General features: G+C 65.7%; 21 protein-coding genes. 10 read left to right on the top strand and 11 right to left on the bottom strand.

Translation table 11 applies throughout. The annotated features are described in order from the left end of the window. Nucleotides 1-3: 3 nt before the first annotated feature. Together J6525_RS33485 and J6525_RS33480 are read left to right on the top strand one after the other, a co-directional pair. Nucleotides 4-1,086, top strand: a complete 1,083-nt coding sequence (locus J6525_RS33485) for an HcpA family protein (RefSeq protein WP_225647880.1) — start codon at nt 4-6, stop codon at nt 1,084-1,086. Nucleotides 1,087-1,315: 229 nt separating this feature from the next. Next, nucleotides 1,316-2,110, top strand: coding sequence for an inositol monophosphatase family protein (locus tag J6525_RS33480; RefSeq protein ID WP_225647879.1), 795 nt, complete (start codon nt 1,316-1,318; stop codon nt 2,108-2,110). Nucleotides 2,111-2,124: 14 nt separating this feature from the next. Here J6525_RS33480 and J6525_RS33475 read toward each other — a convergent pair whose 3' ends face one another. The 3 genes from J6525_RS33475 to J6525_RS33465 form a co-directional block, all read right to left on the bottom strand. Continuing rightward, a complete protein-coding gene (locus J6525_RS33475; protein ID WP_225647878.1) occupies nt 2,125-3,258 on the bottom strand; it encodes an AAA family ATPase in 1,134 nt (377 codons plus the stop codon). Between the two features lie 116 nt (nt 3,259-3,374). Next, complete coding sequence (locus tag J6525_RS33470; protein WP_225647877.1) at nt 3,375-6,530, bottom strand: multidrug efflux RND transporter permease subunit; 3,156 nt, start codon at nt 6,528-6,530, stop codon at nt 3,375-3,377. 6 nt (nt 6,531-6,536) lie between these two features. After that, complete coding sequence (locus J6525_RS33465) at nt 6,537-7,742, bottom strand: efflux RND transporter periplasmic adaptor subunit (protein WP_092087989.1); 1,206 nt, start codon at nt 7,740-7,742, stop codon at nt 6,537-6,539. A gap of 541 nt (nt 7,743-8,283) precedes the next feature. Here J6525_RS33465 and J6525_RS33460 point away from each other — a divergent pair. From J6525_RS33460 to J6525_RS33450, 3 genes are all read left to right on the top strand, one after another. Next, complete coding sequence (locus tag J6525_RS33460; RefSeq protein ID WP_225647876.1) at nt 8,284-9,270, top strand: flagellar motor protein MotA; 987 nt, start codon at nt 8,284-8,286, stop codon at nt 9,268-9,270. Nucleotides 9,271-9,297: 27 nt separating this feature from the next. Next, the gene (locus tag J6525_RS33455) at nt 9,298-10,326 is read left to right on the top strand and encodes a peptidoglycan -binding protein (protein ID WP_057016193.1); all 1,029 of its coding nucleotides are present in this window, start codon (nt 9,298-9,300) and stop codon (nt 10,324-10,326) included. A 383-nt stretch (nt 10,327-10,709) separates the two neighbouring features. Beyond that, a complete protein-coding gene (locus J6525_RS33450) occupies nt 10,710-11,099 on the top strand; it encodes a hypothetical protein (RefSeq protein WP_225647875.1) in 390 nt (129 codons plus the stop codon). 276 nt (nt 11,100-11,375) lie between these two features. Here the strand turns inward: J6525_RS33450 and J6525_RS33445 are convergent, their stop codons facing one another. Further along, on the bottom strand, nt 11,376-11,696 hold the full coding sequence (locus J6525_RS33445) for a PilZ domain-containing protein (RefSeq protein ID WP_176937104.1): 321 nt from the start codon (nt 11,694-11,696) through the stop codon (nt 11,376-11,378). Between the two features lie 321 nt (nt 11,697-12,017). On the opposite strand from J6525_RS33445, the gene J6525_RS33440 reads away from it, so the two are divergent. The 3 genes from J6525_RS33440 (at nt 12,018) to J6525_RS33430 (ending at nt 15,754) form a co-directional block, all read left to right on the top strand. After that, a complete protein-coding gene (locus tag J6525_RS33440) occupies nt 12,018-13,532 on the top strand; it encodes an AMP-binding protein (protein ID WP_225647874.1) in 1,515 nt (504 codons plus the stop codon). A 144-nt stretch (nt 13,533-13,676) separates the two neighbouring features. Next, a complete protein-coding gene (locus tag J6525_RS33435; RefSeq protein WP_057016190.1) occupies nt 13,677-14,648 on the top strand; it encodes a S1C family serine protease in 972 nt (323 codons plus the stop codon). Nucleotides 14,649-14,671: 23 nt separating this feature from the next. After that, entirely contained in the window at nt 14,672-15,754 is a 1,083-nt protein-coding gene (locus J6525_RS33430) for a carboxylesterase family protein (protein ID WP_225647873.1), read from the top strand. A 114-nt stretch (nt 15,755-15,868) separates the two neighbouring features. Here the strand turns inward: J6525_RS33430 and J6525_RS33425 are convergent, their stop codons facing one another. Then, on the bottom strand, nt 15,869-16,768 hold the full coding sequence (locus tag J6525_RS33425; RefSeq protein WP_225647872.1) for an SDR family oxidoreductase: 900 nt from the start codon (nt 16,766-16,768) through the stop codon (nt 15,869-15,871). 56 nt (nt 16,769-16,824) lie between these two features. Next, entirely contained in the window at nt 16,825-17,565 is a 741-nt protein-coding gene (locus J6525_RS33420) for an SDR family oxidoreductase (protein WP_225647871.1), read from the bottom strand. A gap of 120 nt (nt 17,566-17,685) precedes the next feature. On the opposite strand from J6525_RS33420, the gene J6525_RS33415 reads away from it, so the two are divergent. Further along, the gene (locus J6525_RS33415; protein ID WP_225647870.1) at nt 17,686-18,573 is read left to right on the top strand and encodes a LysR family transcriptional regulator; all 888 of its coding nucleotides are present in this window, start codon (nt 17,686-17,688) and stop codon (nt 18,571-18,573) included. A 63-nt stretch (nt 18,574-18,636) separates the two neighbouring features. After that, a complete protein-coding gene (locus J6525_RS33410) occupies nt 18,637-18,843 on the top strand; it encodes a hypothetical protein (RefSeq protein WP_092087973.1) in 207 nt (68 codons plus the stop codon). A gap of 77 nt (nt 18,844-18,920) precedes the next feature. On the opposite strand, the gene J6525_RS33405 is transcribed toward J6525_RS33410, so the two are convergent. From J6525_RS33405 to J6525_RS33385, 5 genes are all read right to left on the bottom strand, one after another. Next, nucleotides 18,921-19,598, bottom strand: coding sequence for a DsbA family protein (locus J6525_RS33405; RefSeq protein WP_225647869.1), 678 nt, complete (start codon nt 19,596-19,598; stop codon nt 18,921-18,923). A 36-nt stretch (nt 19,599-19,634) separates the two neighbouring features. Next, a complete protein-coding gene (locus J6525_RS33400; protein WP_051003131.1) occupies nt 19,635-20,372 on the bottom strand; it encodes a sulfite exporter TauE/SafE family protein in 738 nt (245 codons plus the stop codon). Nucleotides 20,373-20,588: 216 nt separating this feature from the next. Then, entirely contained in the window at nt 20,589-21,311 is a 723-nt protein-coding gene (locus tag J6525_RS33395) for an LrgB family protein (protein ID WP_225647868.1), read from the bottom strand. Next, entirely contained in the window at nt 21,308-21,694 is a 387-nt protein-coding gene (locus J6525_RS33390) for a CidA/LrgA family protein (protein ID WP_225647867.1), read from the bottom strand. The genes J6525_RS33395 and J6525_RS33390 overlap by 4 nt, the downstream gene beginning before the upstream one ends. Nucleotides 21,695-21,748: 54 nt before the next feature. Beyond that, on the bottom strand, nt 21,749-22,133 hold a 385-nt coding region (locus J6525_RS33385; protein ID WP_225647866.1), incomplete at its 5' end, for an integrase core domain-containing protein.

The raw sequence follows: 22,133 nt of genomic DNA, 5'->3' as shown, positions 1-22,133 counted from the left end.
GGAATGAAATGCCTGCGTCCGATAGGTGTTGCGCTCGGCTGCACGATGCTGGCGAGCGGCGCGATGGCGCAGCTCTCGATCACGCCGCCGGCACAGACGCCGCCCGCGAAGAAGGAGGCTCCGAAGCCGAAGGTGCATTCGCCGGTCGCGAAGAAGCCGACGCCGAAGCCCGCCGCCTCCGCGACGCCGAAGCCTGCCGCATCTCCGACGCCCTCGCCGACCCCGACCCAGGCCGTCGACGACCCCAATGTCGACCTCGTCTACGGCGCCTATCAGCGCGGCATGTACAAGACCGCGTTCGATCTCGCGACCGCGCGCGCGCAGAACAACAACGATGCCAAGGCCATGACGATGCTGGGCGAGCTCTATGCCAATGGGCTCGGCGTCAAGCGCGACTACGTCAAGGCCGACGAGTGGTACAAGCGCGCCTCCGATGCCGGCGACCGCGAGGCGATGTTCGCGCTCGCCATGATGAAGATCGCGGGCCGCGGCGGCGCGGTCGACAAGGATGCCGCGGTCAAGCTGCTGGCGTCGTCGGCCAAGCTCGGCGAGCCCAAGGCGGCCTATAATCTTGCGCTGCTCTATCTCGACGGCCAGACCCTGCCGCAGGACCTCCGCCGCTCCGCCGAGCTGTTGCGAATGGCCGCCGACGCCGGCAGCCCCGAGGCGCAATACGCGCTCGCGACCTTCTACAAGGAAGGCACCGGCGTGCCGAAAGACCTCGAGAGGGCGGCGCGGCTGCTGCAGGCCGCCTCGCTGGCCGACAATGTCGATGCCGAGGTCGAATATGCCATCGCCCTCTACAACGGCTCCGGCACGCCGCGGAACGTGCCGGCGGCGGTGGCACTGCTGCGCAAGGCGGCCCGGCAGAACAGCGCGATCGCGCAAAACCGCCTCGCCCATGTGCTGGCGACCGGCGCCGGCGCCCCGGTGGACAAGGTCGAGGCGCTGAAATGGCACACGGTCGCCAAGACCGCCGGCAAGGGCGACCCCGATCTCGACGACATCCTCGCCGATATGAGCCCGGAAGACCGCGCCAAGGCCGAGGCAGCCGCGCGAAAATGGATCGGAAACAACGTCAAATGACGCCTTGACGGCGCCACTTCCAGAGGGCACCCAGTCCGGAAACTCGAGCGGCTAGGTCGCTCCCTCCTGATCCGTCATCCTGAGGAGCGCGAAAGCGCGTCTCGAAGGATGAACGGCCCGGTCCGGGGCCGTGCACCCTTCGAGGCTCGCTGCGCTCGCACCTCAGGATGACGGATTTGCGTGCGCCGCCTGATCGACTTTCACATTTCTCGGGTCACAAGTTCTCATCATGCTCTATTCCGCTCTCATCAATGTCATGGTCAAGGCCGCGCGCCGCGCTGGCCGCAGCCTCAAGCGCGACCTCGGCGAGATCGAACATCTCCAGGTGTCGCTGAAGGGGCCGGCGAACTTCGTCTCGCTCGCCGACAAGCGCGCCGAGGAGATGCTCTACACCGACCTCGAAAAGGCCCGGCCCGGCTACGGCTTCGTCGGCGAGGAAGGCGGCAAGCGCGAAGGCAGCGACAAGAGCCACACCTGGATCGTCGATCCCTTGGACGGCACCACCAACTTCCTGCACGGCATCCCGCAATTCGCGATCTCGATCGGGCTGAAGCGCGAGGACACCGTGATCGCCGGCGTGATCTACAATCCCGCCAATGACGAGCTCTACATCGCCGAGCGCGGCAAGGGCGCGTTCCTCAACGACCAGCGGCTGCGCGTCGCCGGCCGCCGCCAGCTCAACGAATGCGTGGTAGCCTGCGGCCTGCCGCATATCGGCCGCGGCAGTCACCAGCTGGCGCTGCAGGAGATGGCTGCGCTGCAGAGCAAGGTCGCCGGCTTCCGCCGCTTCGGCGCCGCCTCGCTCGACCTCGCCTTTGTCGCTGCCGGCCGGCTCGACGGCTATTGGGAGCGCAATCTGCAGGCCTGGGACGTCGCGGCCGGCCTGCTGATGGTCCGCGAAGCCGGCGGCACCGTCTCCGGCATCCAGGGCAATGACGACCCGCTGCAGACCGGCCATATCGTCTGCGGCAACGAGTTCGTGCACGGCGAGCTGATCAAGATCCTGAAGCCGCTCGGGCAGTAATGCGACGGCGCGATCTAGTCGTCGTCGCCGTCATCGTCATCCTCGCGGTCGCGAAATTCACCGCCGGCGGTCAGGCCCTCGATGGTGGTGGCGCCCTTCGCCTTGATCACCCGGCGCAGCGGGACAGAGCTCTCGCTTCGCAACGCCTCCATCAGATGTTCCGAATGGGTGACGATCCAGATGTCGGCGCGACGCGACGCCTTGGCGATCAGCCTCGCCAATGGCGCCAGCAGCGATGGATGCAGGCTGGTCTCGGGCTCGTTCAGCGCGATGAACGGCGGCAGCCGATAGCCCATGAACACGGCGAGCAGGCAAATATACTTCAGCGTTCCATCGGATAGTTCGTGCGCCTTGAAGGGACGCGGCACGTCCGCCTGCTGCAGCTCGAATTCGCACCGGCCGTTTTCCGCCCATGCGTGGAGCTCGGCACCCGGGAACGCATCCTCGATCGCATCCTGCAAGTCGACCGCATCTTGCCTGATCGCGCTGAGCGTTGCCAAGGCGGCGGCCAGGTCGCTGCCATCGGCGCTCAGCGACGGTGTCGTGATCGCCAGGCAAGGCTTTCGGATCGGCGACGCCGGATCGGTGCGGAAATCGTGATAGAAGCGCCAGCTCTGCAGCGCGTTTCGGATCAGGTCGATTTCGGGGCACGCCTTGCCGTCGAGGAAATCCGCGAGCGCGGTCTCCGACGGCACCACCGCATTCTTGTGCTCGCTCCAGGCGCCGCTCTCGCCGCGGACGCTGACGTGTGAATTGGTCCGCTCCATCATCAGGACTTTGCGCTTGCCGTGGATCGCCTCGATGCGTTCGGACTTGATCATCGGCTCGCCGGGAAACGCCGCCTCGAGCGGGCCGGGATGCCCGAGCTCGATGGCGTATTTGACGTGATCGAACCTGACCTCCAACCGCAGCCTTGCATCCTCGCCGCGTTTGCGCAGGCCCGACCAGCAGACCGAGTTCAGCCCACCCTCGTCAGCGATCGTGCGCGTGATCCGGCCGGTGGCCGCGTCGCGCAGCAGCGACAGCGACTTGTAGAGATTGGATTTGCCGACACCGTTCTCGCCGACGAACACGGACAGCGGCTGGATGGGCATGAAGAGCCGCCGGATCGAGCGATAATTCGAGATCGCAATATCGCTCGGCCGCATCGCACGCCCTCAATCCCCGGGTTGCCCAAACGCGCCCCGTTCAATCCAAAGCTGCAATCTGGATTGGCCGGCTCGCGAAAGCAAGCCGCTGATCTGACCAGCGTCGGTCCCTGATGTCAGTGACCGATCCTTGCCGGCGCGGGCGGGCCATACACCTCACCCTGCCCCGGCGCCTTCTCGCGGTCGCCGGCCAGCACGCGCTGCACGCTGACGAAGAACACCGGCACCAGGAGCAGCGCGAGGATCACGACGGCGATCATGCCGCCCATCACGGACGTGCCGAGTGCCTGCTGGCTGGCGCCGCCGGCGCCGGTCGCGATCGCCATCGGCAGCACGCCGCAGACGAAGGCAAGGCCGGTCATCAGGATCGGGCGGAATCTGAGGCTGCACGCCTCGATTGTCGCCTCGACCAGCGGCTTGCCTTGCGCGCGCAGATCCTTGGCAAACTCGATGATCAGGATCGCGTCCTTGGCGGCAAGACCGATGATGGTGATCAGGCCGACGGTGAAATAGACGTCGTTGGAGAGCCCGCGCATCGTCGCCGCCACCACCGCGCCGAGAATGCCGAGCGGAATGGTGAGCAGCACCGCGAGCGGAATGGTCCAGCTCTCATAGAGCGCGGCGAGCAACAGGAACACCACCAGCACCGACAGCGCGAGCAGGAACGGCGCCTGCGAGCCCGACAGCTTCTCCTGCAGCGACTGGCCGGTCCATTCATAGCCGAAGCCGCGCGGCAGCTTGTCGGCAAGCCGCTCCATCTCGGCGATCGCATCGCCCGAGGTGAAGCCCGGCCGCGCCTCGCCGGAGATGCGCACCGCCGGATAGTAGTTGAAGCCCGCGATCTGCGTCGGCCCCTTCGTCCACTCGATGGTGGCGAAGGCCGAGAACGGCACCAGCTGGCCGCGGCTGTTCTTGACGTTGTAGTTGAGAATGTCGTCCGCGTTCATGCGGCTGGTCTTGTCGGCCTGCACGATGACGCGCTGCATGCGCCCGCGGTTCGGGAAGTCGTTGATGTAGTTCGAGCCGAGATTGGTCGAGATCGTGTTGTTGATATCCTCGAAGGTGAGGCCGAACGCGCCCGCCTTCTCGCGGTCGATCATCAGATTGACCTGCGGCGCCGGCGGCAGGCCTTCGACATAGACCTTCTGCAGGATCGGGCTGGCATTGGCCTCCGCGATCAGGCGATCGGACGCGGCGATCAGCGCCGAATAGCCCTTCTGGCCGCGGTCCTGCAGGCGGAACGAGAAGCCCGAGGAGTTGCCGAGATTGTCGATCGGCGGCGGCTGCAACGCCGAGATCCTGGCGTCGCGAATCGACGACAAATCGCGGTTGATGTCTGCAACGATGGCGGCGGCGGAATCCTTCGGGCCGCGCTCCGACCAGTCCTTCAGGGTGATGAAGGCCTGCGCGGTGTTCATGCCCTGGCCGAGGAAGCTGAAGCCGGTGAGGAACGTGACGTTCTCGATGCCGGCGCGGTCCTTGAGGTACTTCTCGACCTGCTCGACCGCGGCTTCGGTCCGGGCATAGGACGACTCCGACGGCGTCTGCACGTCGGTCGTGATGAAGCCCTGGTCGTCGACCGGCAGGAAGCCGCCGGGCAGCCGGACGAAGCCGTAGGCGACGCCTGCGAACAGCACCAGATAGATCAGCATCAGGCGGCCGGTGCGCTTCAGCCCGGCCTGCACCGTGCTGACATAGCCGGCGCGGCTGGTGTCGAGCACGCGGTTGAACCAGCCGAACACGCCCTTGCTGGCATGGCCGTGGCCCTTCTTGACCGGCTTGAGCAGCGTCGCGCACAGCGCCGGCGTCAGCGACAGCGCGAGCAGCGCCGAGAACGCGATCGCCGCCACCATGGTGACCGAGAACTGGCGGTAGATGATGCCGACCGAGCCGGGGAAGAACGCCATCGGCACGAACACCGCCATCAGCACCAGCGTGATGCCGATGATGGCGCCGGTGATCTGCGACATCGCCTTCTTGGTGGCTTCCTTCGGCGGCAGGCCTTCCTCCGCCATGATGCGTTCGACGTTCTCGACCACGACGATGGCGTCGTCGACGAGGATGCCGACCGCCAGCACCATGCCGAACATGGTCAGCATGTTGATCGAGAAGCCCGCGATCATCAGCGTGGCGCAGGCGCCGAGCAGCGCCACCGGTACCACGATGGTCGGGATGATGGTGTAGCGGATGTTCTGCAGAAACAGGAACATCACGACGAACACCAGCACCACGGCCTCGACCAGCGTCGTCAACACCTTCTTGATCGAAGCCTCGACCACCGGCGTGATGTTGTAGGGGATTTCGTAGGAGATATTGGCCGGGAAGAAGCGCGACAGCTCCTTCATCTTGGCTTCGACCGCGCTCGCGGTCGCCAGCGCATTGCCCTTCGGCGACAGCAGCACCGAGAGGCCGGCGGTCGGCTTGCCGTCCAGGCGGGTGTTGAACTGGTAGCTGAGGCCGCCGATCTCGATCCGCGCGACGTCGCGCAGGCGGACCGTCGAGCCGTCGGCGTTGGCGCGCAGGATGATGGCGCCGAATTCGTCGGGCGAGGACAGCTGGCCCTTCACCAGCACCTGCGCGGAAATCTTCTGGGTATCGGTGCTCGGCTCGGCGCCGATGCTGCCGGAGGCGACCTGGGCGTTCTGCGCCGTGATCGCCTTGTTGACGTCGTCGGCGGACAGGCCGTAGCCGACCAGCTTGGCCGGATCGATCCAGATCCGCAAGGACCGCTCGGTCGAATAGAGCGTGGCGCGGCCGACGCCGGGGATGCGGCGCACCTCGCCCAGCACGTTGCGGATCATGAAGTCGCCGAGGCCCACTTCATCCAGCGAGCCGTCGGTCGAGTTCAGCGTGATGATCTGCAGCACGGCGGACGAGGCTTCCTCGACCAGGATGCCCTGCTGGATCACGGCGCGCGGCAGCCGCGCCTCGACGCGCTTGAGGCGGTTCTGCACCTCGACCGAAGCCTGGCTGGTGTCAGTGCCCGGCTTGAAGTTGGCGATGATCTCGACCTGGCCAAGCGAGTCGGAGGTTGATTCGAAGTTCAGGATGTTGGCGGCGCCGTTGAGCTCCTCCTCGATCAGCCGAGTCACGCTGTTGTAGAGGTTCTCCGGCGACGCGCCGGGATAGCTGGTCGAGATCGAGATCGAGGGCGGCGCGATGATCGGATATTGCGCGACCGCGAGCAGCGGAATCGAGATCGCGCCGATCAGACAGATGAACAGCGCGACGACCCAGGCGAAGATCGGCCTGTCGATGAAGAAGCTAGGCATGTCGGATCACCGCACTGCGTGCGCGGTCTGGTGCGGATCCGTCGGTGCTGCAGCTGCGTCGACCTCGCGCCAGGCTTGCGGCCGGACCTTGTCGCCGGCGGCGAATTTCTGGAACCCCTCGACGACGACCTTGTCGCCGGCTTTAAGACCGTCGGTCACGAACCAGGAACCACCCTGCAGCGAGCCGGTGCGCACCGGCTGCACCGCGACGTGATTGTCGGCCTTGACGACGAACACCTCGCTGCCGCCGCCGCCATTGCGCTGGATTGCCTGCTGCGGCACGGCAATCGCATCGCTGTCGATGCCCTGTTCGATCAGCACGCGCACATACATGCCCGGCAGCAGGATGCGATGCGGGTTCGGGAACTCGCCGCGCAACGTCACCTGCCCGGTATAGGCGTCGACCTTGGCGTCGGAGAACAGCAGCTTGCCCGGCAGCGGGTAGATCGAGCCGTCGTCGAGCACGAGCCGCACCTTCATCGCGTCGGGCGCGATGCGGTCGAGATCGCCGCTCTCGAAGGCACGGCGGAGCTGGTTCATCTCGGTCACCGACTGCTGGAAGTCGGCGTAGATCGGATCGAGCTGCTGGATGGTCGCAAGGCTCGCGGCGTCGTTCTGCACGACGAGGGCGCCCTCGCTGACCAGCGCAGCGCCGATGGTGCCGTCGATCGGCGCGCGGATCGTGGCGTAATCCAGATTGAGCTTGGCGCGCGCGACTTCGGCCTCGCGACCTTGCACGTCGGCTTCGGCCTGCTTCAGCGTCGCGATCGCCTTTTCGTTCTCGGCTTCCGGCGCCGCACGCTGGCTGGTCAAGGTGGCGATACGGCGGGCCTGCAGCGCGGCCTGTTCGAGCACGGCCTTGGCGCGCGCCAGCGCCGCCTCGGTCGACTGCAATTCGACTTCGAACGGGCGCGGATCGATCTGGTACAGGGGATCGCCGACCTTCACCTCGCTGCCCTGATGGAACATGCGGTTGACGACGATGCCCGAGACGCGCGGGCGGACCTCGGAAACACGGGTCGGCGCGATGCGGCCCGGCAGCTCGCGCAGCATCGCACGCGCCTGCGGCTTCACGGTGACGACGCTGACGTCCGGCTCGGGTACTTGTACGGCGGCGGTTGCGGTGTTCGGCTCGTCGCAGCCAGCAAGCATTGGCGCGATGGCAGCCAGCATCAATGCAATGCATGCCGATTGCGCGCGAAGTCCAGACATTGAGATAATCGCCCCTGAAAGGTTTGAACAAACGAACGGCGGTGTCACGGCGACACCGCTCGTGTTGCTGCGATGAAAATAAAATCTGCTTGCTGCGACGCAATGCGTTTTTCGGCGGCTCAATGTCACAGAACGCTATCACCCTGATTTCGCGGCATCTTTTACCTTGTCACCGCATTGTGAGCGGGTTCCATCGCAGGCTGTGGGAATGCGTTAAGGTCTGCGTGAGCGGGAACCCCGCCATTTTGCCTGCGCGGAATGCCGCACCTCGCAACACCGAGACCATCGGACCGAATCACCATCGTCGCGTTCGCCTCACCGAACGACGCGTGCAAGCCGACCTCATTTCGCGATCTGCGGGTGGGGCGTGCAGTTCAGCGGATGGTGATGCGCCGAGCGGTCGGAAAGCCGTGCAAAGCGGCAACGGCCCACGAGATTCCAACTCAAGGTCCTGTTTGCTGCCCCTGGAATCGGCTTTCCTCACTCCGCCGCTGTGCCATATTGCTCGCAGATGCGGCCTTCGCGAACGGATGACCCGGCAATGCCTCCTTCCCGCTCCGACATGGAGATCGAATTGAGCAAGCTGTCCTCGCCTCGGATCTTCCTGGTGCGGATGCTGGTGTTCCTGGTGCTCTGCGGCCTGGTCGGGGTCGTGCTGTACAAGCAGATCGTCACCGCCTTCTTTGCCAATCCGGGGCTGAACGCCCTGATCGGGGCGGTGCTGCTGATCGGAATCATCCTGGCGTTCCGCCAGGTGATCCGGCTCTATCCCGAGGTCGCCTGGGTCAACAATTTCCGCATCGCCGATCCCGGCCTTGCGATCGAGCGCCGCCCGACGCTGCTTGCCCCGATGGCCGCGATCCTCGGCGGCGAACGCTCGGGGCGGATGTCGATCTCGCAGCAGACCATGCGACATCTGCTCGATTCGATCGCAACCCGCCTCGATGAAGCCCGCGACATCTCGCGCTACATGACCGGCCTGCTGGTGTTCCTCGGCCTGCTCGGCACGTTCTGGGGCCTGATCGAGACGGTGGGCTCGGTCGGCAAGGTGATCGACGGGCTCAAGGTCGGCGGCGACTCCGGCGCGCTGTTCGATACGCTGAAGGAGGGCCTCGCCGCGCCGCTCGGCGGCATGGGCATCTCGTTCTCGTCCTCGCTGTTCGGCCTCGCCGGCTCGCTGATCCTCGGTTTCCTCGACCTGCAGTCGAGCCAGGCCCAGAACCGCTTCTACACCGACCTCGAGGACTGGCTCGCCGGCACCGTGCGCGGCATTTCCGGCGATGAACCTGGCGTCTCCGGCGACATGCAGGGCGCGATCGATCGGCTCCGCACCGCGCTCGAGGAAGGCGGCGGCGGCCGCAGCACCACGGCCGCGATGGCCAATCTTGCCGAGGCGATCCAGGGACTGGTTGCGCATATGCGCACCGAGCAGCAGATGATCCGAGAGTGGGCCGACGGCCAGGGCGAGCAGAACCGCGAGATCAAGCGGCTGCTCGAACGCCTCGCCCGCCAGCCCGAGAAGAGCTAGCCGGGGAGCAAGCCCAAGGAGACACCCATGGCCCTCGCCCGCTCGCGCCGCAGCGAATCCGGCTTCAACTACTGGCCCGGCTTTGTCGACGCATTGTCGACGCTGGTGCTGTCGATCGTGTTCCTGCTGTCGGTGTTCCTCGTCGTGCAGTTCTTCCTGTCACAGGAGGTCACCGGCAAGGACAAGGCGCTGGAACAGCTCACCGCCAAGATCGCCCAGCTCAACGACCTGCTGTCGCTGGAGAAGCTCTCCAAGCTGACGCTCGACGACCAGGTGGCGCAGCTGCGCGCCGGGCTTGCGTCCGCGGAAGGCGAGCGCGACCGCATGAAGGGGCTCTATGAGGGGCTCGCGAGTTCCGGCAGCGACGCGCAGGGCCGCGCCAACGAACTCAACAAGGCGCTGGAGTCCGAGAAGGCCGTATCGTCGCGCGCACTGGCGCAGATCGAGCTGCTGAACCAGCAGATCAGCGCGCTGCGCCGCCAGCTCGCCGCGCTCGAGGAGGCGCTCGACGCCTCCGAGAAACGCGACAAGGAATCGCAGAACCGCATCGCCGATCTCGGCCAGCGCCTCAATGTCGCGCTGGCGCAGCGGGTGCAGGAACTGTCGAAATACCGCTCGGAATTCTTCGGCCGGCTGCGTGCGATCCTCGGCAACCGTCCCGATATCCGCGTCGTCGGCGACCGCTTCGTGTTCCAGTCGGAAGTGTTCTTCGACACCGGCCAGGCGACGCTGCTGCCCGAGGGCAAGACCGAGCTCGAAACGGTCGCGAGCGCGCTGATCGATCTCGACAAGCAGATTCCGCCCGAGATCGCCTGGGTGCTGCGCGTCGACGGCCACACCGACGTGCGGCCGATCAACAGCCCGCTGTTCAAGTCCAACTGGGAGCTGTCCTCGGCGCGCGCGATCTCGGTGGTGCAGTACCTGGTCTCGCTCGGCGTGCCGGCGCAGCGCCTGGTCGCCGCCGGCTTTGCCGAATTCCAGCCGCTCGACACCGCGCAGACCGAAGAGGCCTACAAGCGCAACCGCCGCATCGAGCTGAAGCTGACGGAACGCTAGGACGACGGCGCCTGGCCAACCAGTCGTCATTGCCGGGCTCGACTGTGTTTGCGTGAACCCGTGAGGACGGGCACACGGCACTATCCGTTCGTCGTCCTGGCGAAAGCCAGGACCTATAACCACCGCACTTGATCCTGGACGGGATCGTGGCCCCAGCGTCGCGCAACAATTGAGATTTGGGGTAATGGGTCCTGGCTTTCGCCAGGACGACATTGAGTGTGTGGCGAGGTCTGTGAGTCACACATCCGCATTCTCGCGACATGAATGTCCAAACTTCATGTCGAAAGATCCGCAACACCGGCGAGGCGTCGCCGCGATCGGTGGAGACCGTTCATTACACGGATATTTGCTTCGCCCTGGCGAGGCGTCCGGGAACGCATCAAATGCGGCTGACGTTATGCTGGTATCGCAATCTCGCGGGCTTGGCGGATGTCTCGTCTCCGTCGCGGCTGTGCCTGTCGCTCAAGCCTCACCGCGCCATCTCGGACCAGCACATGTTCAAGACCAAATTTGCCATCGTCGTCGTCGTCGCCGGCCTCGTCCTCGCACCGGCCCAGCTTCTCGCGCAAAACACCGGCGGCACCCCGCTGCCGCCGAGGCCAGGCGACCGCGCCGCGCCGTCGAACGGCGTCGGCGGCACTGCGCTCCCGACCCAGTCCGGCCAGCGCGTCGCACCGTCTTCCGGCACCGGCGGCGGCAGCGCCGCACCGGCGCTTCCGGGAGGCCCGACGGGCACCACCACCGGCAATGCCGACAATCCGCAGCGACGTTGACGTGAGCCACGCTTGCGCGGGACGTCCTGGCGTGAGCCATTGAACGCGCGCCCGATCCGATCGGCGATGGCCTGCGCCGAACGTTCATTCGAACATTGATTGATGAAACGCCGCGCTAGTGTCCCGAATCCGAAGTTCGCATCATTTGCCGCACCTTCGGAGCGAACTTCGGATTCGATAAGGACACTAGCAAACTTTTGATTCTAGTGTGCTTTATGAATGCGAAGTTCGTGAAAGTGGCTGCCGCGAAATCACACGAACTTCGCATTCAGCACACTAGGTCGCGCCGGCCGGCTCCGCGGCCGGTTCAACCGGCTCGACTTCGGCCGTCACGAATTTGAGCCCGTAGGTCTTGCCGCGACGCCAGACCACCTTGCACGGATAGCGCTTGGCGTGATCGGCGAGCAGCGTCAGCGCGAGGCGGTCATTCACCTCGAACTCGACCTCGGTGGTGATCTTGGCGCCGCCCGGCGAGATGTCGACCACGGCGCATTCGCTCTCGGTCGCGCCGTCGTCGACCGTGATCCAGGCCGCACGATTGTTGAGCTGGCGCCGCGGCTCGCGACTGACCTTGATCCGTGCTCCATTGCTCGCCATCGTCGCCGTCCTTGAAGCCATTGGTCATTGAAAGACATTGCACGCCGTGCACGTCGCTCGACGCGCCCGGCACAGAACCGCAACGGCCACAATGCCGGCCCCCCGTAAAGCCCGGCTTAGCGCGATCGCTTGAACTTTACCGGAATCTTGACGGGGCTTTTAGCGAACAGGGATTCTGCAATTCCATCAGCGGGATACCGGCCGCCTCGGCAGCCGTCGGCTTGACACGGAGACCGCACTGTTGGTGAAGTGGCGGCCGTGGTCTTGACCACATCCTTGCAACAAGAGCGCTTCAAGCCGCCTTTTCCGACGGAAACGACCATGCTGATCCCCCTCGCCGACGTGCCGCGCTGGTATGCCGAACGCAAGCCCACGGATGCGATCGCCATCAGTCATGGCGCGGATGCGTTGACCTGGCTCGAGCTCGAGCGCCGCGCCAATGCACGGGCGCGCGCCTTCGCCGCCAAGGGCGTCAAGCCCGGCGACTTCGTCGCGATCGGGCTGCCCAACAGCAACGCGTTCTTCGAGACGACCTTCGCGGTGTGGAAGTGCGGCGCGACGCCGACCTCGCTGTCATGGCGGCTGCCGCGCGGCGAGGCCGCTGCGGTGCTCGAGATTCTGAAACCGTCGCTGGTGGTCGGCGGCGAGACCGACTGGAATGCGCCGAATTCGCTGCCGGTGAATTTCGTACCGGACGGATTCTCCGAGGAGCCGATCGATGCGCCGGTCGCGCGCTACTGGAAGGCGATGACGAGCGGCGGCTCGACCGGACGGCCGAAGGTGATCCTCGATCACAACCCCGCGGTGATCGAGACCACGGCCGAGGCGACGCTCGGTATTGCGCGCGACACCTCGCTGCTCAATCCGGGGCCGCTGTATCACAATGCGCCATTCATCCTCTCGCACTTTGCGCTGTTCGGGGGCGGAAGGGTCACCGGCATGGTGAAGTTCGACGCCGAGGAGACGCTGCGGCTGATCGAGCGCGAGCGCGTGCAATGGGTGAACTTCGTGCCGACCATGATGCACCGGATCTGGGCGCTGCCCGAGGAGGTGCGCAACCGCTACGATGTCTCCAGCCTGAACATCGTGTTTCACATGGCAGCTCCGATGCCGCCCTGGCTGAAGGAGAAATGGATCGAATGGCTCGGCCCCGAGCGGATCTGGGAGCTCTATGGCGGCACCGAGCGGCAGGGCGCCTGCGTGATCTCGGGCACCGAATGGATGGCGCACAAGGGCTCGGTCGGCAAGATCGGCGAGACCGCGAAACTGCGCATCATCGGCGAGGACGGCAACGACGTCGCGCCCGGCGAGACCGGCGAAATCTATTTCCTGCCCAATGACGGCGCCGGCTCGACCTATCACTATCTCGGCGCAACGCCGAAGCGGCGGACGGACGGCTGGGAATCGCTCGGCGATATCGGCCGGCTCGATGAAGAAGGCTATCTCTATCTCGGCGACCGGCTCGCCGACATGGTGCTGCGCGGCGGCGCCAACATCTATCCGGCCGAGGTCGAGGCCGCGGTCAGCGAGCATCCCGAGGTGCGCTCCTGCGTCGTGGTCGGACTGCCCGATCCGGAATTCGGTCAGCGCGTGCATGCAATCCTCGAGCTCGCCGACAGCGCCGATGCGCAAGCGATCGCCGACGGCATGGGCGATTTCCTGAAGGACCGGCTCAGCCGCTACAAGCATCCGGAAAGTTTCGAGCGCGTCGGCACCGCGCCGCGCGACGATTCCGGAAAGGTTCGCCGCACCATGCTGCGCGACGAGCGCGCCGCGTGGATCAAGGACAACCGCGCCTTCCGCATCATGCCGGCGCGTGCGGCAAAAACCGAATAGGTTCAATTATCTTGCGAGGGGCAGGTCTGCACGCCACATGAGCTGTGCAGGCGGCCCTGCAAGGTATATTATTCCATCTTCCCTGCCGGCAGAACCTCGGTCTACCTTGAGGTTCCAGCGCCCTGCACGCCAGGAGATCCCTTGATGCCCTCCACGACCGAATGGAAAGTGCCCGCGGCCTTTCAGCCTCGCCCCGAAGATTACCGCTACGATCTCGATCGCGCGCTGATGAGTGTGGTCGGGCTGCACTCGATCATTCCGCCGGATGCTTTCAGCGCCGAGACGCTCGGCACCGAGCGCGCCGGCAATGGCGTCCTGATCGACGACGGGCTGGTGCTGACGATCGGCTATCTGATCACTGAAGCCGCCACGGTGTGGCTGCATCTCGGCGACGGCCGCGCGGTCGAGGGCCACGCGCTCGGCTTCGATTTCGAATCCGGCTTCGGCCTGGTGCAGGCGCTCGGCCGGGTCGATCTCGAGCCGCTGCGGATCGGCTCGTCGGCGGCGACGCAGGTCGGCGACAATGTGGTGCTCGGCGGCGCCGGCGGCCGCACGCGCTCGGTCGCAAGCCAGATCGCGGCGAAGCAGGAATTCGCCGGCTACTGGGAGTATCTGCTGGACGAGGCGATCTTCACTTCTCCGTCGCATCCGAACTGGGGCGGCACCGGGCTGATCAACAATGCCGGCGAGCTGATCGGCATCGGCTCGCTGCAACTCGAACGCGAGCGCTCGGGCCACGCCGAGCATGTCAACATGATCGTGCCGATCGATCTGCTCAATCCGGTGCTGGACGATTTGCGCAAGTTCGGCCGGGTCGACAAGCCGGCGCGGCCGTGGCTCGGCATGTTCACGACCGAGATCGACAACCGCCTCGTGGTGGTCGGCGTCGCCAGCAAGGGACCGGCGGCGCGCGCCGAACTGAAGACCGGCGACGTGATCCTCGCGGTCGACGGCGACAAGGTGACGAGCCAGGCCGGCTTCTACCGCAAGCTCTGGTCGCTCGGCGCGGCCGGCGTCGACGTGCCGCTGACCATCTATCACGAGGGCGTCACTTTCGACGTCACGCTGACCTCGATCGACCGCATAAAGCTGTTGAAGGCGCCGCGGCTGCATTGAGGCAAAGGGAAGAGGCAGCGGCGATGAGCGAGGCGGTGGTTGACGACATCGTGGCCGTGCTGCCGCCGCTGTTGCAGACGCTGGAATCGCTGTCCTTCGTCGCGCGCAACCTCAATCCGCCGGACTTCGATCGCGTGATGCAGATCGCGGGCGAGCCCGAAGAGGCCTTGCAGGCGGTGCGGCCGCGGCTTGCCGATTGGCCGGAGAAATTCGCGCACATCAAGACCGTGCTGGAAGCCGCGATCGAACCGGCGCTCGCCGGCTACGCAGGGCTGCGCGCGGTACAGAACGGCGAAGGCGATCTGGTCAGCGTGTTCCGTGCGCTGCGCTATCTGCCGCGGGCGCAGGAGGCGCTCTATCCGCTGACCGAGCTGCCGCCGGTCAGCGGTTTCTTCATCGCGCCCGATCTGCGCGAGGATACGGAGCTGCAGGCGAAGCTCGCCGCCAAGCCCAACGCCGACACCGGCATCTTCCATGAGCGCAACGGGCCGGGCAGCCGCGGCGGCTTCTCGATGTACGTGCCGGAATATTACACGCCGGATCGCGCCTGGCCGCTGGTGATGGCGCTGCATGGCGGCAGCGGCAATGGCCGCGGCTTCCTGTGGAGCTGGCTGCGCGATGCGCGCAGCCGCGGCGCCATCCTGGTGGCGCCGACCGCGACCGGCCAGACCTGGGCGCTGATGGGCGAGGACACCGACTCGCCGAATCTGAACCGCATCCTCGACCAGGTGCGTGCGCGCTGGAAGATCGACGAGACGCGCCTGCTGCTGACCGGCATGAGCGACGGCGGCACCTTCAGCTATGTGAGCGGGCTCGACGGCGCCTCGCGCTTCACGCATCTGGCGCCCGTTGCCGCGACCTTCCATCCGCTGATGGCAGAGATCGCCGACGCGGAGCGGCTGCGCGGCTTGCCGATCTTCATCACCCACGGCCGACTCGACTGGATGTTTCCCGTGCAGACCGCGCGGCAGACCCAGGGCATGCTGTCAGCCGCCGGCGCCAGGGTGACCTATCGCGAAATCGACGATCTCAGCCACACCTATCCGCGCGAGATCAATGCGGAGATCATGCAGTGGATGAATGGTGAGCGAGCCGACAGCACCTGAGGGATCGTATCCCGTCATTGCGAGCGAAGCGAAGCAATCCATTGTCACCGAGCACGCGGGCAGATGGATTGCTTCGTCGCTGTCGCTCCTCGCAATGACGTTGCGGGGAGAAGATTACCCGTTCACTCGCGGTTTGAGCAGGTCGGAGAAGCCGACCCGGTGCAGCATCTCGTTGCGGACGCGGTCGATCACGCCGAATGCGACTTCGGCGCCGTCTTGCGTCGGATCGATGTGGACGCGGAACGGCCGCTTGCCGAACGGCGTATCGACGACTTTGACGATCGCGTCCGCGACCAGCGAGGCGTCGGCATCCTCGGGCACGATCGCCGCGAACGCCTTCATGATCTCCTCGCCGAAGCCGGCATAGGGACCGGCCTCATATTCGGCGACGCGGGCCTCGTCGGCGGGACGGCCGGAATGCGCGAAGTGATTGGTGCCGCCGGTGAAGGCGCCGGGCACGATGATCGAGGTCTCGATGCCCCAGCGTGTAAGCTCCCGGGCATAGATCACCGCCATCGCATCCATGCCGGCCTTGGCCGCGAAATACGGCGCCAGATAGGGCGGCGTACCGCCGGCCGAAGAGCTGCTCGACACCCAGACCACGAGTCCCCTGCCCTGTTTGCGCAGTTGCGGCAGCGCCGCGCGATTGACGCGCTGGGTCGATAGCACGTTGACGTCGTAGAGCTTGGCAAGCTGCTCGGGCGTGAACGCCTCCGCCGGGCCGAACACCATGTGGCCGGCATTGTGCATCACGACGTCGAGGCGGCCTTCCTCGGCGACGATCTGCGCAATCGCCGCATCGCCTGACGCCTGCGAGCCGACATCGAGTTCGAGCGCGCGCAGGTCGACCTTGTTGTCGCGCGCGAACTCCTCGATATCGGCGACCGCGGCGGCGTTGCGGCCGGTGGTGTGGCGCATCGAGGCGTAGACGGTGTGGCCGGCCTTGGCGAGCGCGTTGGCGGTGAGGCGGCCGAAGCCGCTCGAGGCGCCGGTAATGACGATGACCTGTTTCATGACACGTATCCTTGTGAAGTCGGTTGAATGCGAGTTGGGTTGGAGATGTGCGGGCGTCAGACCAGGCCGCCATTGGCGCGCAGCGTCTGGCCGTTGATCCAGGAGCCGTCGGGGCCGGCGAGGAAGGCCACGGCATTGGCGATGTCATCGGGTGTGCCGAGCCGCTCCAGCGGCACCATCTTGGCGAAGCGATCAATCAGCTCGTCCGACTTGCCGTGCAGGAACAGGTCGGTCGCGGTCGGCCCGGGCGCGACCGCATTCACCGTGATGCCGCGGCCGCGCAACTCCTTGGACAGGATCGCGGTCAACGACTCGATCGCGGCCTTGGTCGCGACATAGATGCCGTAGGTCTCAAGCTTGGTGCCGACGACGCTGGTCGAGAAGTTGACGATGCGTCCGCCGTTGCGCAGCCGGCGCGCCGCCTCGCGCATGGTGTTGAAGCTGCCCTTCAGGTTGACCGCGACCTGGTGGTCGAACGCGGCGTCGTCGTTGTCGGCGATCTTGCCGAGCTTCATGATACCGGCATTGTTGACCAGCACGTCGACGCCGCCGAAGGCGGCTTCCGCCGCGTCGAACATGCCGCGCACCGCGTTGGCATCGCTGACATCGGCCTTCGCGGTCAGTGCCCGGCCGCCGGCGGCCTCGATCCTGTCCGCCACCGCCTGCGCCGGCTTGGCGTCGCCGGAGTAGTTGATGACGACGGTGAAGCCGTCTTTGGCGAGGCGTTCGGCAACCGCCGCGCCGATCCCGCGCGAGGCGCCCGTCACCAGGGCTACCTTGTTGGTTTGGTTGGTCATTTTCAGTCTCCCATCAGGTGATGCGGCCGCGCCGCGTTCGATGGGAGGACACTAGGTCTTGGCGTCTTCCGGATAATCATGCATCATCCGACATCACTATTTGTTATTCCCGGACAATAGATGGACCGTTTCGACGCGATGCGCGTGTTCACCCGGGTGGTCGAGCGGCGCAGCTTTTCGCTCGCCGCCGAGGATCTGGGACTGCCGCGCTCGACGGTGACGGACGCGGTGAAGGGGCTGGAGGCGCGGCTCGGCGTGCGGCTGCTCGAGCGCACCACGCGCACGGTGCGCCCGACGCTCGATGGCGAGGCGCACTACCGCCGCTGCCTGTCGCTGATCGCGGACCTCGAAGACGCCGAGGGCGCGTTCAGCGGCGCGCGGCCGAAGGGGCTGCTGCGGCTCGAGGTGCAGGGCACGCTGGCGCGGCACTTCCTGCTGCCGAACCTGCCGGGCTTCCTCGCCGAATATCCTGATATCGAGATCAACATGAGCGAGAGCGACCGCTGGGTCGATCTGATCCGCGAAGGCGTCGACTGCGTGCTGCGCTTCGGCAAGCTGCCCGACAGCGACATGATCGCGCGGCAGGTCACGATGCTGGAGCGGTTGACCTGCGCGACGCCGGATTACCTTGCGCGTTTCGGCACGCCGCTCGATCCGTTCGCGCTCGACGGCCATCGCATGATCGGCATCCGCTCGCTGACCACGGGACGCCTGCGGCCGATGGAGTTCGTGATCGACGGCACGCTGAAGCAGTTTCCGCTGCCGGCGCCGATGTCGGTGACCGGCCCCGAGAGTTATCTGGCGAGCGCGAAACTCGGCCTCGGCCTCGTGCAGGTGCCGCGCTTCCACGCCGAAATCGATCTGGCAAACGGAACGCTGGTCGCGGTGCTGCTGCAATGTCCGCCGCCATCGGTGCCGGTAAACCTGCTCTATCCGCGCAACCGCCAGCTCTCGCCGCGCGTGCGCGTGTTCATCGATTACGTGATGCGGGCGTTCGCGCGCAGTTGATCGATCGCCGGAACCACAGCGAGCCCCGCAACGTTATGCTTCCGACACCGGAGGGATTGAGCGATGCGGACCTTTTTCGGCATGATTTTGGGCGCGCTGCTGCTGACATGCGGCGTTTATGTCTATGACTCGATGCGGACGTCGAGCGTCGCCAATGGCGAGGTGGCGCAGGACACGCGCACCATCGTCAATTGGGACGTCGCAGCGCATGACTGGAACCTGCTGAAGACGCGCACCCGCGAGCAGTGGGACAAGATCGCGGCGAAGTAACGATTGTTTTCAAGCCGACATAAAAGCAGATGGCTTCTCCGGCGCCGGAGAGGCCATTTTCGTTGCAGGAAGCGCGATCAATTCTGCTCGGTCTTGCGGCCCATATTGGCCTTGCGGGCGTCGGCGATCACCTGCTCGAACTGATCCATGCTGAGCACGCCCGGCACGCGGTACTTGCCGACGATGAATGACGGCGTGCCGTTGAAGCCGAACGCCAGCGCCTGCTCGTTGTTGCGGGAAAGGATCGCGTCGATCGCCTTGGCGTTGGCGTCGTGATCCTTCTTCAGGCGGTCCATGTCGAGGCCGGCGCCCGAGAGCAACTCGGCGATGCGCGGCTCGGTGATGCGCGAATTGACCGAGATCATCGCCTCATGCGCGACGTCGAACTTGTTCTGGTACTTCGCCGCCAGCGCCATCCGCGCCGCGACCTTGGAGACCGGTCCGAGGATCGGCCAATCCTTCAGCACGAGGCGGACCTTGCCGTCGTCCTGCACCACCTGGCGCAGCTCCGGCGCGAGCTTGCGGCAATAGGGGCAGTTGTAGTCGAACCATTCGACGATGGTGATATCGCCCTTGGGGTTGCCGATGTCAGGAATATCCGGATCGCGCAGCACCTGCTCCTCGGTCAGGACATTGTCGTCCTCGGCGCGTGCGGCGCCCGCGGCCATGAGCGCGAGGCCGGCACCGAACAGGCCGAGCGCGCCGCGGCGGGTGGCACCGGCGTTGATCAGGGGCGATTTCGTCAGTTGGTTCATAGCTGGCTTTCGCAAGAGCTCTGCGCCCTTCTACGTTCAGGACACATTGATGTTACGCAGCAGCATATAGATCGCCACCACGATAATCACAGTCGCGAACACGATATTAAGCGCGCCGCGCCGTTCCGACAGGTGGCGGGCGCTGCTTGTGCCGAGAAGGCCGCCCGCGATGCCGCCGGCGACGAATAGCCCCGCCAGGCCCCACGACACCAGCCCGGACCACGCATAGCTCAGGGCCGTGGTCATGCCGAAGGCGGTGACGGCAACCAGCGAGGAACTGACCGCGTTCATGATCGGCATCCCGGTCGCCAGCATCAGCGCCGGCACGATCAGGAAGCCGCCGCCGATGCCGAAGAACCCGGACATGGTTCCGGTGGCAAGCCCGAGGCCGATGATCGCGGGCATGTTGGACATCGAGATCTTGACGTCGGTCAGCCCGACCCGCGCGCGGTTCTTCAGCATCAGGCCCGCGATGACCAGCATCACCAGCGAGAACAGCGCGAGCAGCTTCTGCCCCTCCAGCATCTTGCCGAGGATCGAGCCGCCGAACGCGCCCAGCATGCCCGACAGCGCGAACACCAGCGCGCAGGACCAGATCACGGTGCCGCCGCGGGCGTGGTTGGAGAGATTGACCGCGGCGTTGGCGGCGACCGCGATCGCCGAGGTGCCGATCGCGACATGCGGCTCCGGCACGCCGACCACATAGACCATCAGCGGCACGGCAAGGATCGAGCCGCCGCCGCCGACCAGGCCCAGCGAAAAACCGACCAGCATGCCCGATGCCAGCCCAAGCACACTTTGAGTTGCGGAGAAGACCAAGGGGAACAGACTCGCGTTTGAGGCGGCGACCCTAGAAGGATTTGCTGCTCAATGCCATACCAATAGCACAAAACTGCCCTGCAGCCGGACTCTCTATATCAGCATGATCTCCGCGCAAACGCGTTGCGTTTGTCGCGAGGGAAAACCGGTTCCCACTTTTCCGGATCATGCTTAGCGCAGCAGATATGTCACAGCCAGCGGCACCAGCAGCGAGGTGACCAGCGCATTCAGGCTCATCGCGATCCCGGCAAAGACGCCGGCGACCTCGTCGACCTGGAAGGCGCGCGCGGTGCCGATGCCATGGGCGGCGATGCCCGCCGCAAAGCCGCGGGCGCGAAAGTCGGTGATGCCGGTGAAGTTCATCAGGGGCGTGACGATGATCGCCCCCATGATGCCGGTGAGGATCACCGACACCGCGGTCAGCGAGGGATCGGCATGCAGGGATTCGCTGATGCCCATCGCAACGCCGGCGGTGACCGATTTCGGCGCCAGCGACAGGATGACGTCGCGCGGCAGCCCGAACGCCTGCGCCAGCAGTACCACCGAGACGATCGCCGTCAGCGAGCCGATCGCGAGCGCAACCAGCATCGGCAGGATCGCCGCCGCGACCCGCCTGCGGTTCTCGTAGAGCGGCACCGCGAGCGCCACCGTCGCAGGCCCGAGCAAAAAGTGCACGAACTGCGCGCCGGCAAAATAGGTGGTGTAGGAGGTCCCGGTCAGCAGCAGAAACACGCCGATGATCCACACCGAATGCAGCACGGGATTGGCGAGCGGGTGCCGCCTTGTCTTCAACGACACCGCGTCGGCCGCCGCATAGGTCAACAGCGTCACCGTCAGCCAGAGCAGCGGCGACTGCGAGAGATAGACCCAGAGCGAGAACGGATTGTCGTTCACGGCCTCTCCTCCTCGCGCGACAGCAAACTGCTCGCCGCAACGAAGGTCGCAACCGTCGCCAGCAGGGTGACGATGACCGACACCGCGAGGATCACCAGGACCGCGATACCGTGCTCGGCGAGCAGATCGAGCTTCTGCACCACGCCGACGCCGGCCGGAATGAACAGCAGCGAGAGATTGGCAAGCATGCCGCGGCTCGCGCTCTCGACGCCGTCATCGCCGAGCGGCCCGTGCGCCAGCGCCGGAAAGCGGTCACGCGCCAACAGCAGCAACAGCAGCAACACGAGGCCAACCACCGGGCCCGGCACCGGTACCGCCAGCGCGCGCACGGCGACCTCGCCGATCAGCTGGCAGAGCAGGATCAGGCTGAGGCTGGCGATCATGGCAGGAAGCTCACGCGACGCATCCGCCTATCAGGTCGGTGTGGCGGGACCTTGTCAATGAGCGGGTTTTGGATGCGTGCGCAGATCTTGGGCGCCGCCGCTCTCAAATCGGTCACACCTTCTCAGACCGTCATGCCCGCTTGTCGTCCCTGCGAAAGTGTTCAGTCCCGTGAGTTTAGCAACGGCCTGGATCGGGGCCTGGTAGCCGAGGCATTTGAGGCGAGTCCGGTTGTAGTCGTGGACGAACCTGGCGATGAAGGCGTCGCGATCGGCATGGTCGATGAAGGTCCGCCGGGCGCTGCCGCGCTTTTGTTCGCGGCCAATGGCTTCGGCGATACGCCGGTTGAAGCGTTCGACGAGGCCGTTGGTCTGCGGGTGGTAAGGCTTGGTCAGGCGATGCTGGATGCCGCGCTGCTTGCAGAGCCGATCAAAGGGGTGG

Origin of the sequence: Bradyrhizobium australafricanum, from assembly GCF_020329495.1 — a bacterium.
In the GTDB taxonomy this organism is placed as follows: domain Bacteria; phylum Pseudomonadota; class Alphaproteobacteria; order Rhizobiales; family Xanthobacteraceae; genus Bradyrhizobium; species Bradyrhizobium australafricanum.
Note: the sequence above shows the minus strand (reverse complement) of the source record. Positions and strands in the feature narration are given on the sequence as shown.

Coding starts and splice junctions, on each gene's coding strand:
- J6525_RS33485 (WP_225647880.1), top strand. CDS start 4: ATGAAATGCCTGCGTCCGATAGGTGTTGCGCTCGGCTGCACGATGCTG.
- J6525_RS33480 (WP_225647879.1), top strand. CDS start 1,316: ATGCTCTATTCCGCTCTCATCAATGTCATGGTCAAGGCCGCGCGCCGC.
- J6525_RS33475 (WP_225647878.1), bottom strand. CDS start 3,258: ATGCGGCCGAGCGATATTGCGATCTCGAATTATCGCTCGATCCGGCGG.
- J6525_RS33470 (WP_225647877.1), bottom strand. CDS start 6,530: ATGCCTAGCTTCTTCATCGACAGGCCGATCTTCGCCTGGGTCGTCGCG.
- J6525_RS33465 (WP_092087989.1), bottom strand. CDS start 7,742: ATGTCTGGACTTCGCGCGCAATCGGCATGCATTGCATTGATGCTGGCT.
- J6525_RS33460 (WP_225647876.1), top strand. CDS start 8,284: ATGCCTCCTTCCCGCTCCGACATGGAGATCGAATTGAGCAAGCTGTCC.
- J6525_RS33455 (WP_057016193.1), top strand. CDS start 9,298: ATGGCCCTCGCCCGCTCGCGCCGCAGCGAATCCGGCTTCAACTACTGG.
- J6525_RS33450 (WP_225647875.1), top strand. CDS start 10,710: ATGCGGCTGACGTTATGCTGGTATCGCAATCTCGCGGGCTTGGCGGAT.
- J6525_RS33445 (WP_176937104.1), bottom strand. CDS start 11,696: ATGGCGAGCAATGGAGCACGGATCAAGGTCAGTCGCGAGCCGCGGCGC.
- J6525_RS33440 (WP_225647874.1), top strand. CDS start 12,018: ATGCTGATCCCCCTCGCCGACGTGCCGCGCTGGTATGCCGAACGCAAG.
- J6525_RS33435 (WP_057016190.1), top strand. CDS start 13,677: ATGCCCTCCACGACCGAATGGAAAGTGCCCGCGGCCTTTCAGCCTCGC.
- J6525_RS33430 (WP_225647873.1), top strand. CDS start 14,672: ATGAGCGAGGCGGTGGTTGACGACATCGTGGCCGTGCTGCCGCCGCTG.
- J6525_RS33425 (WP_225647872.1), bottom strand. CDS start 16,768: ATGAAACAGGTCATCGTCATTACCGGCGCCTCGAGCGGCTTCGGCCGC.
- J6525_RS33420 (WP_225647871.1), bottom strand. CDS start 17,565: ATGACCAACCAAACCAACAAGGTAGCCCTGGTGACGGGCGCCTCGCGC.
- J6525_RS33415 (WP_225647870.1), top strand. CDS start 17,686: ATGGACCGTTTCGACGCGATGCGCGTGTTCACCCGGGTGGTCGAGCGG.
- J6525_RS33410 (WP_092087973.1), top strand. CDS start 18,637: ATGCGGACCTTTTTCGGCATGATTTTGGGCGCGCTGCTGCTGACATGC.
- J6525_RS33405 (WP_225647869.1), bottom strand. CDS start 19,598: ATGAACCAACTGACGAAATCGCCCCTGATCAACGCCGGTGCCACCCGC.
- J6525_RS33400 (WP_051003131.1), bottom strand. CDS start 20,372: ATGCTGGTCGGTTTTTCGCTGGGCCTGGTCGGCGGCGGCGGCTCGATC.
- J6525_RS33390 (WP_225647867.1), bottom strand. CDS start 21,694: ATGATCGCCAGCCTCAGCCTGATCCTGCTCTGCCAGCTGATCGGCGAG.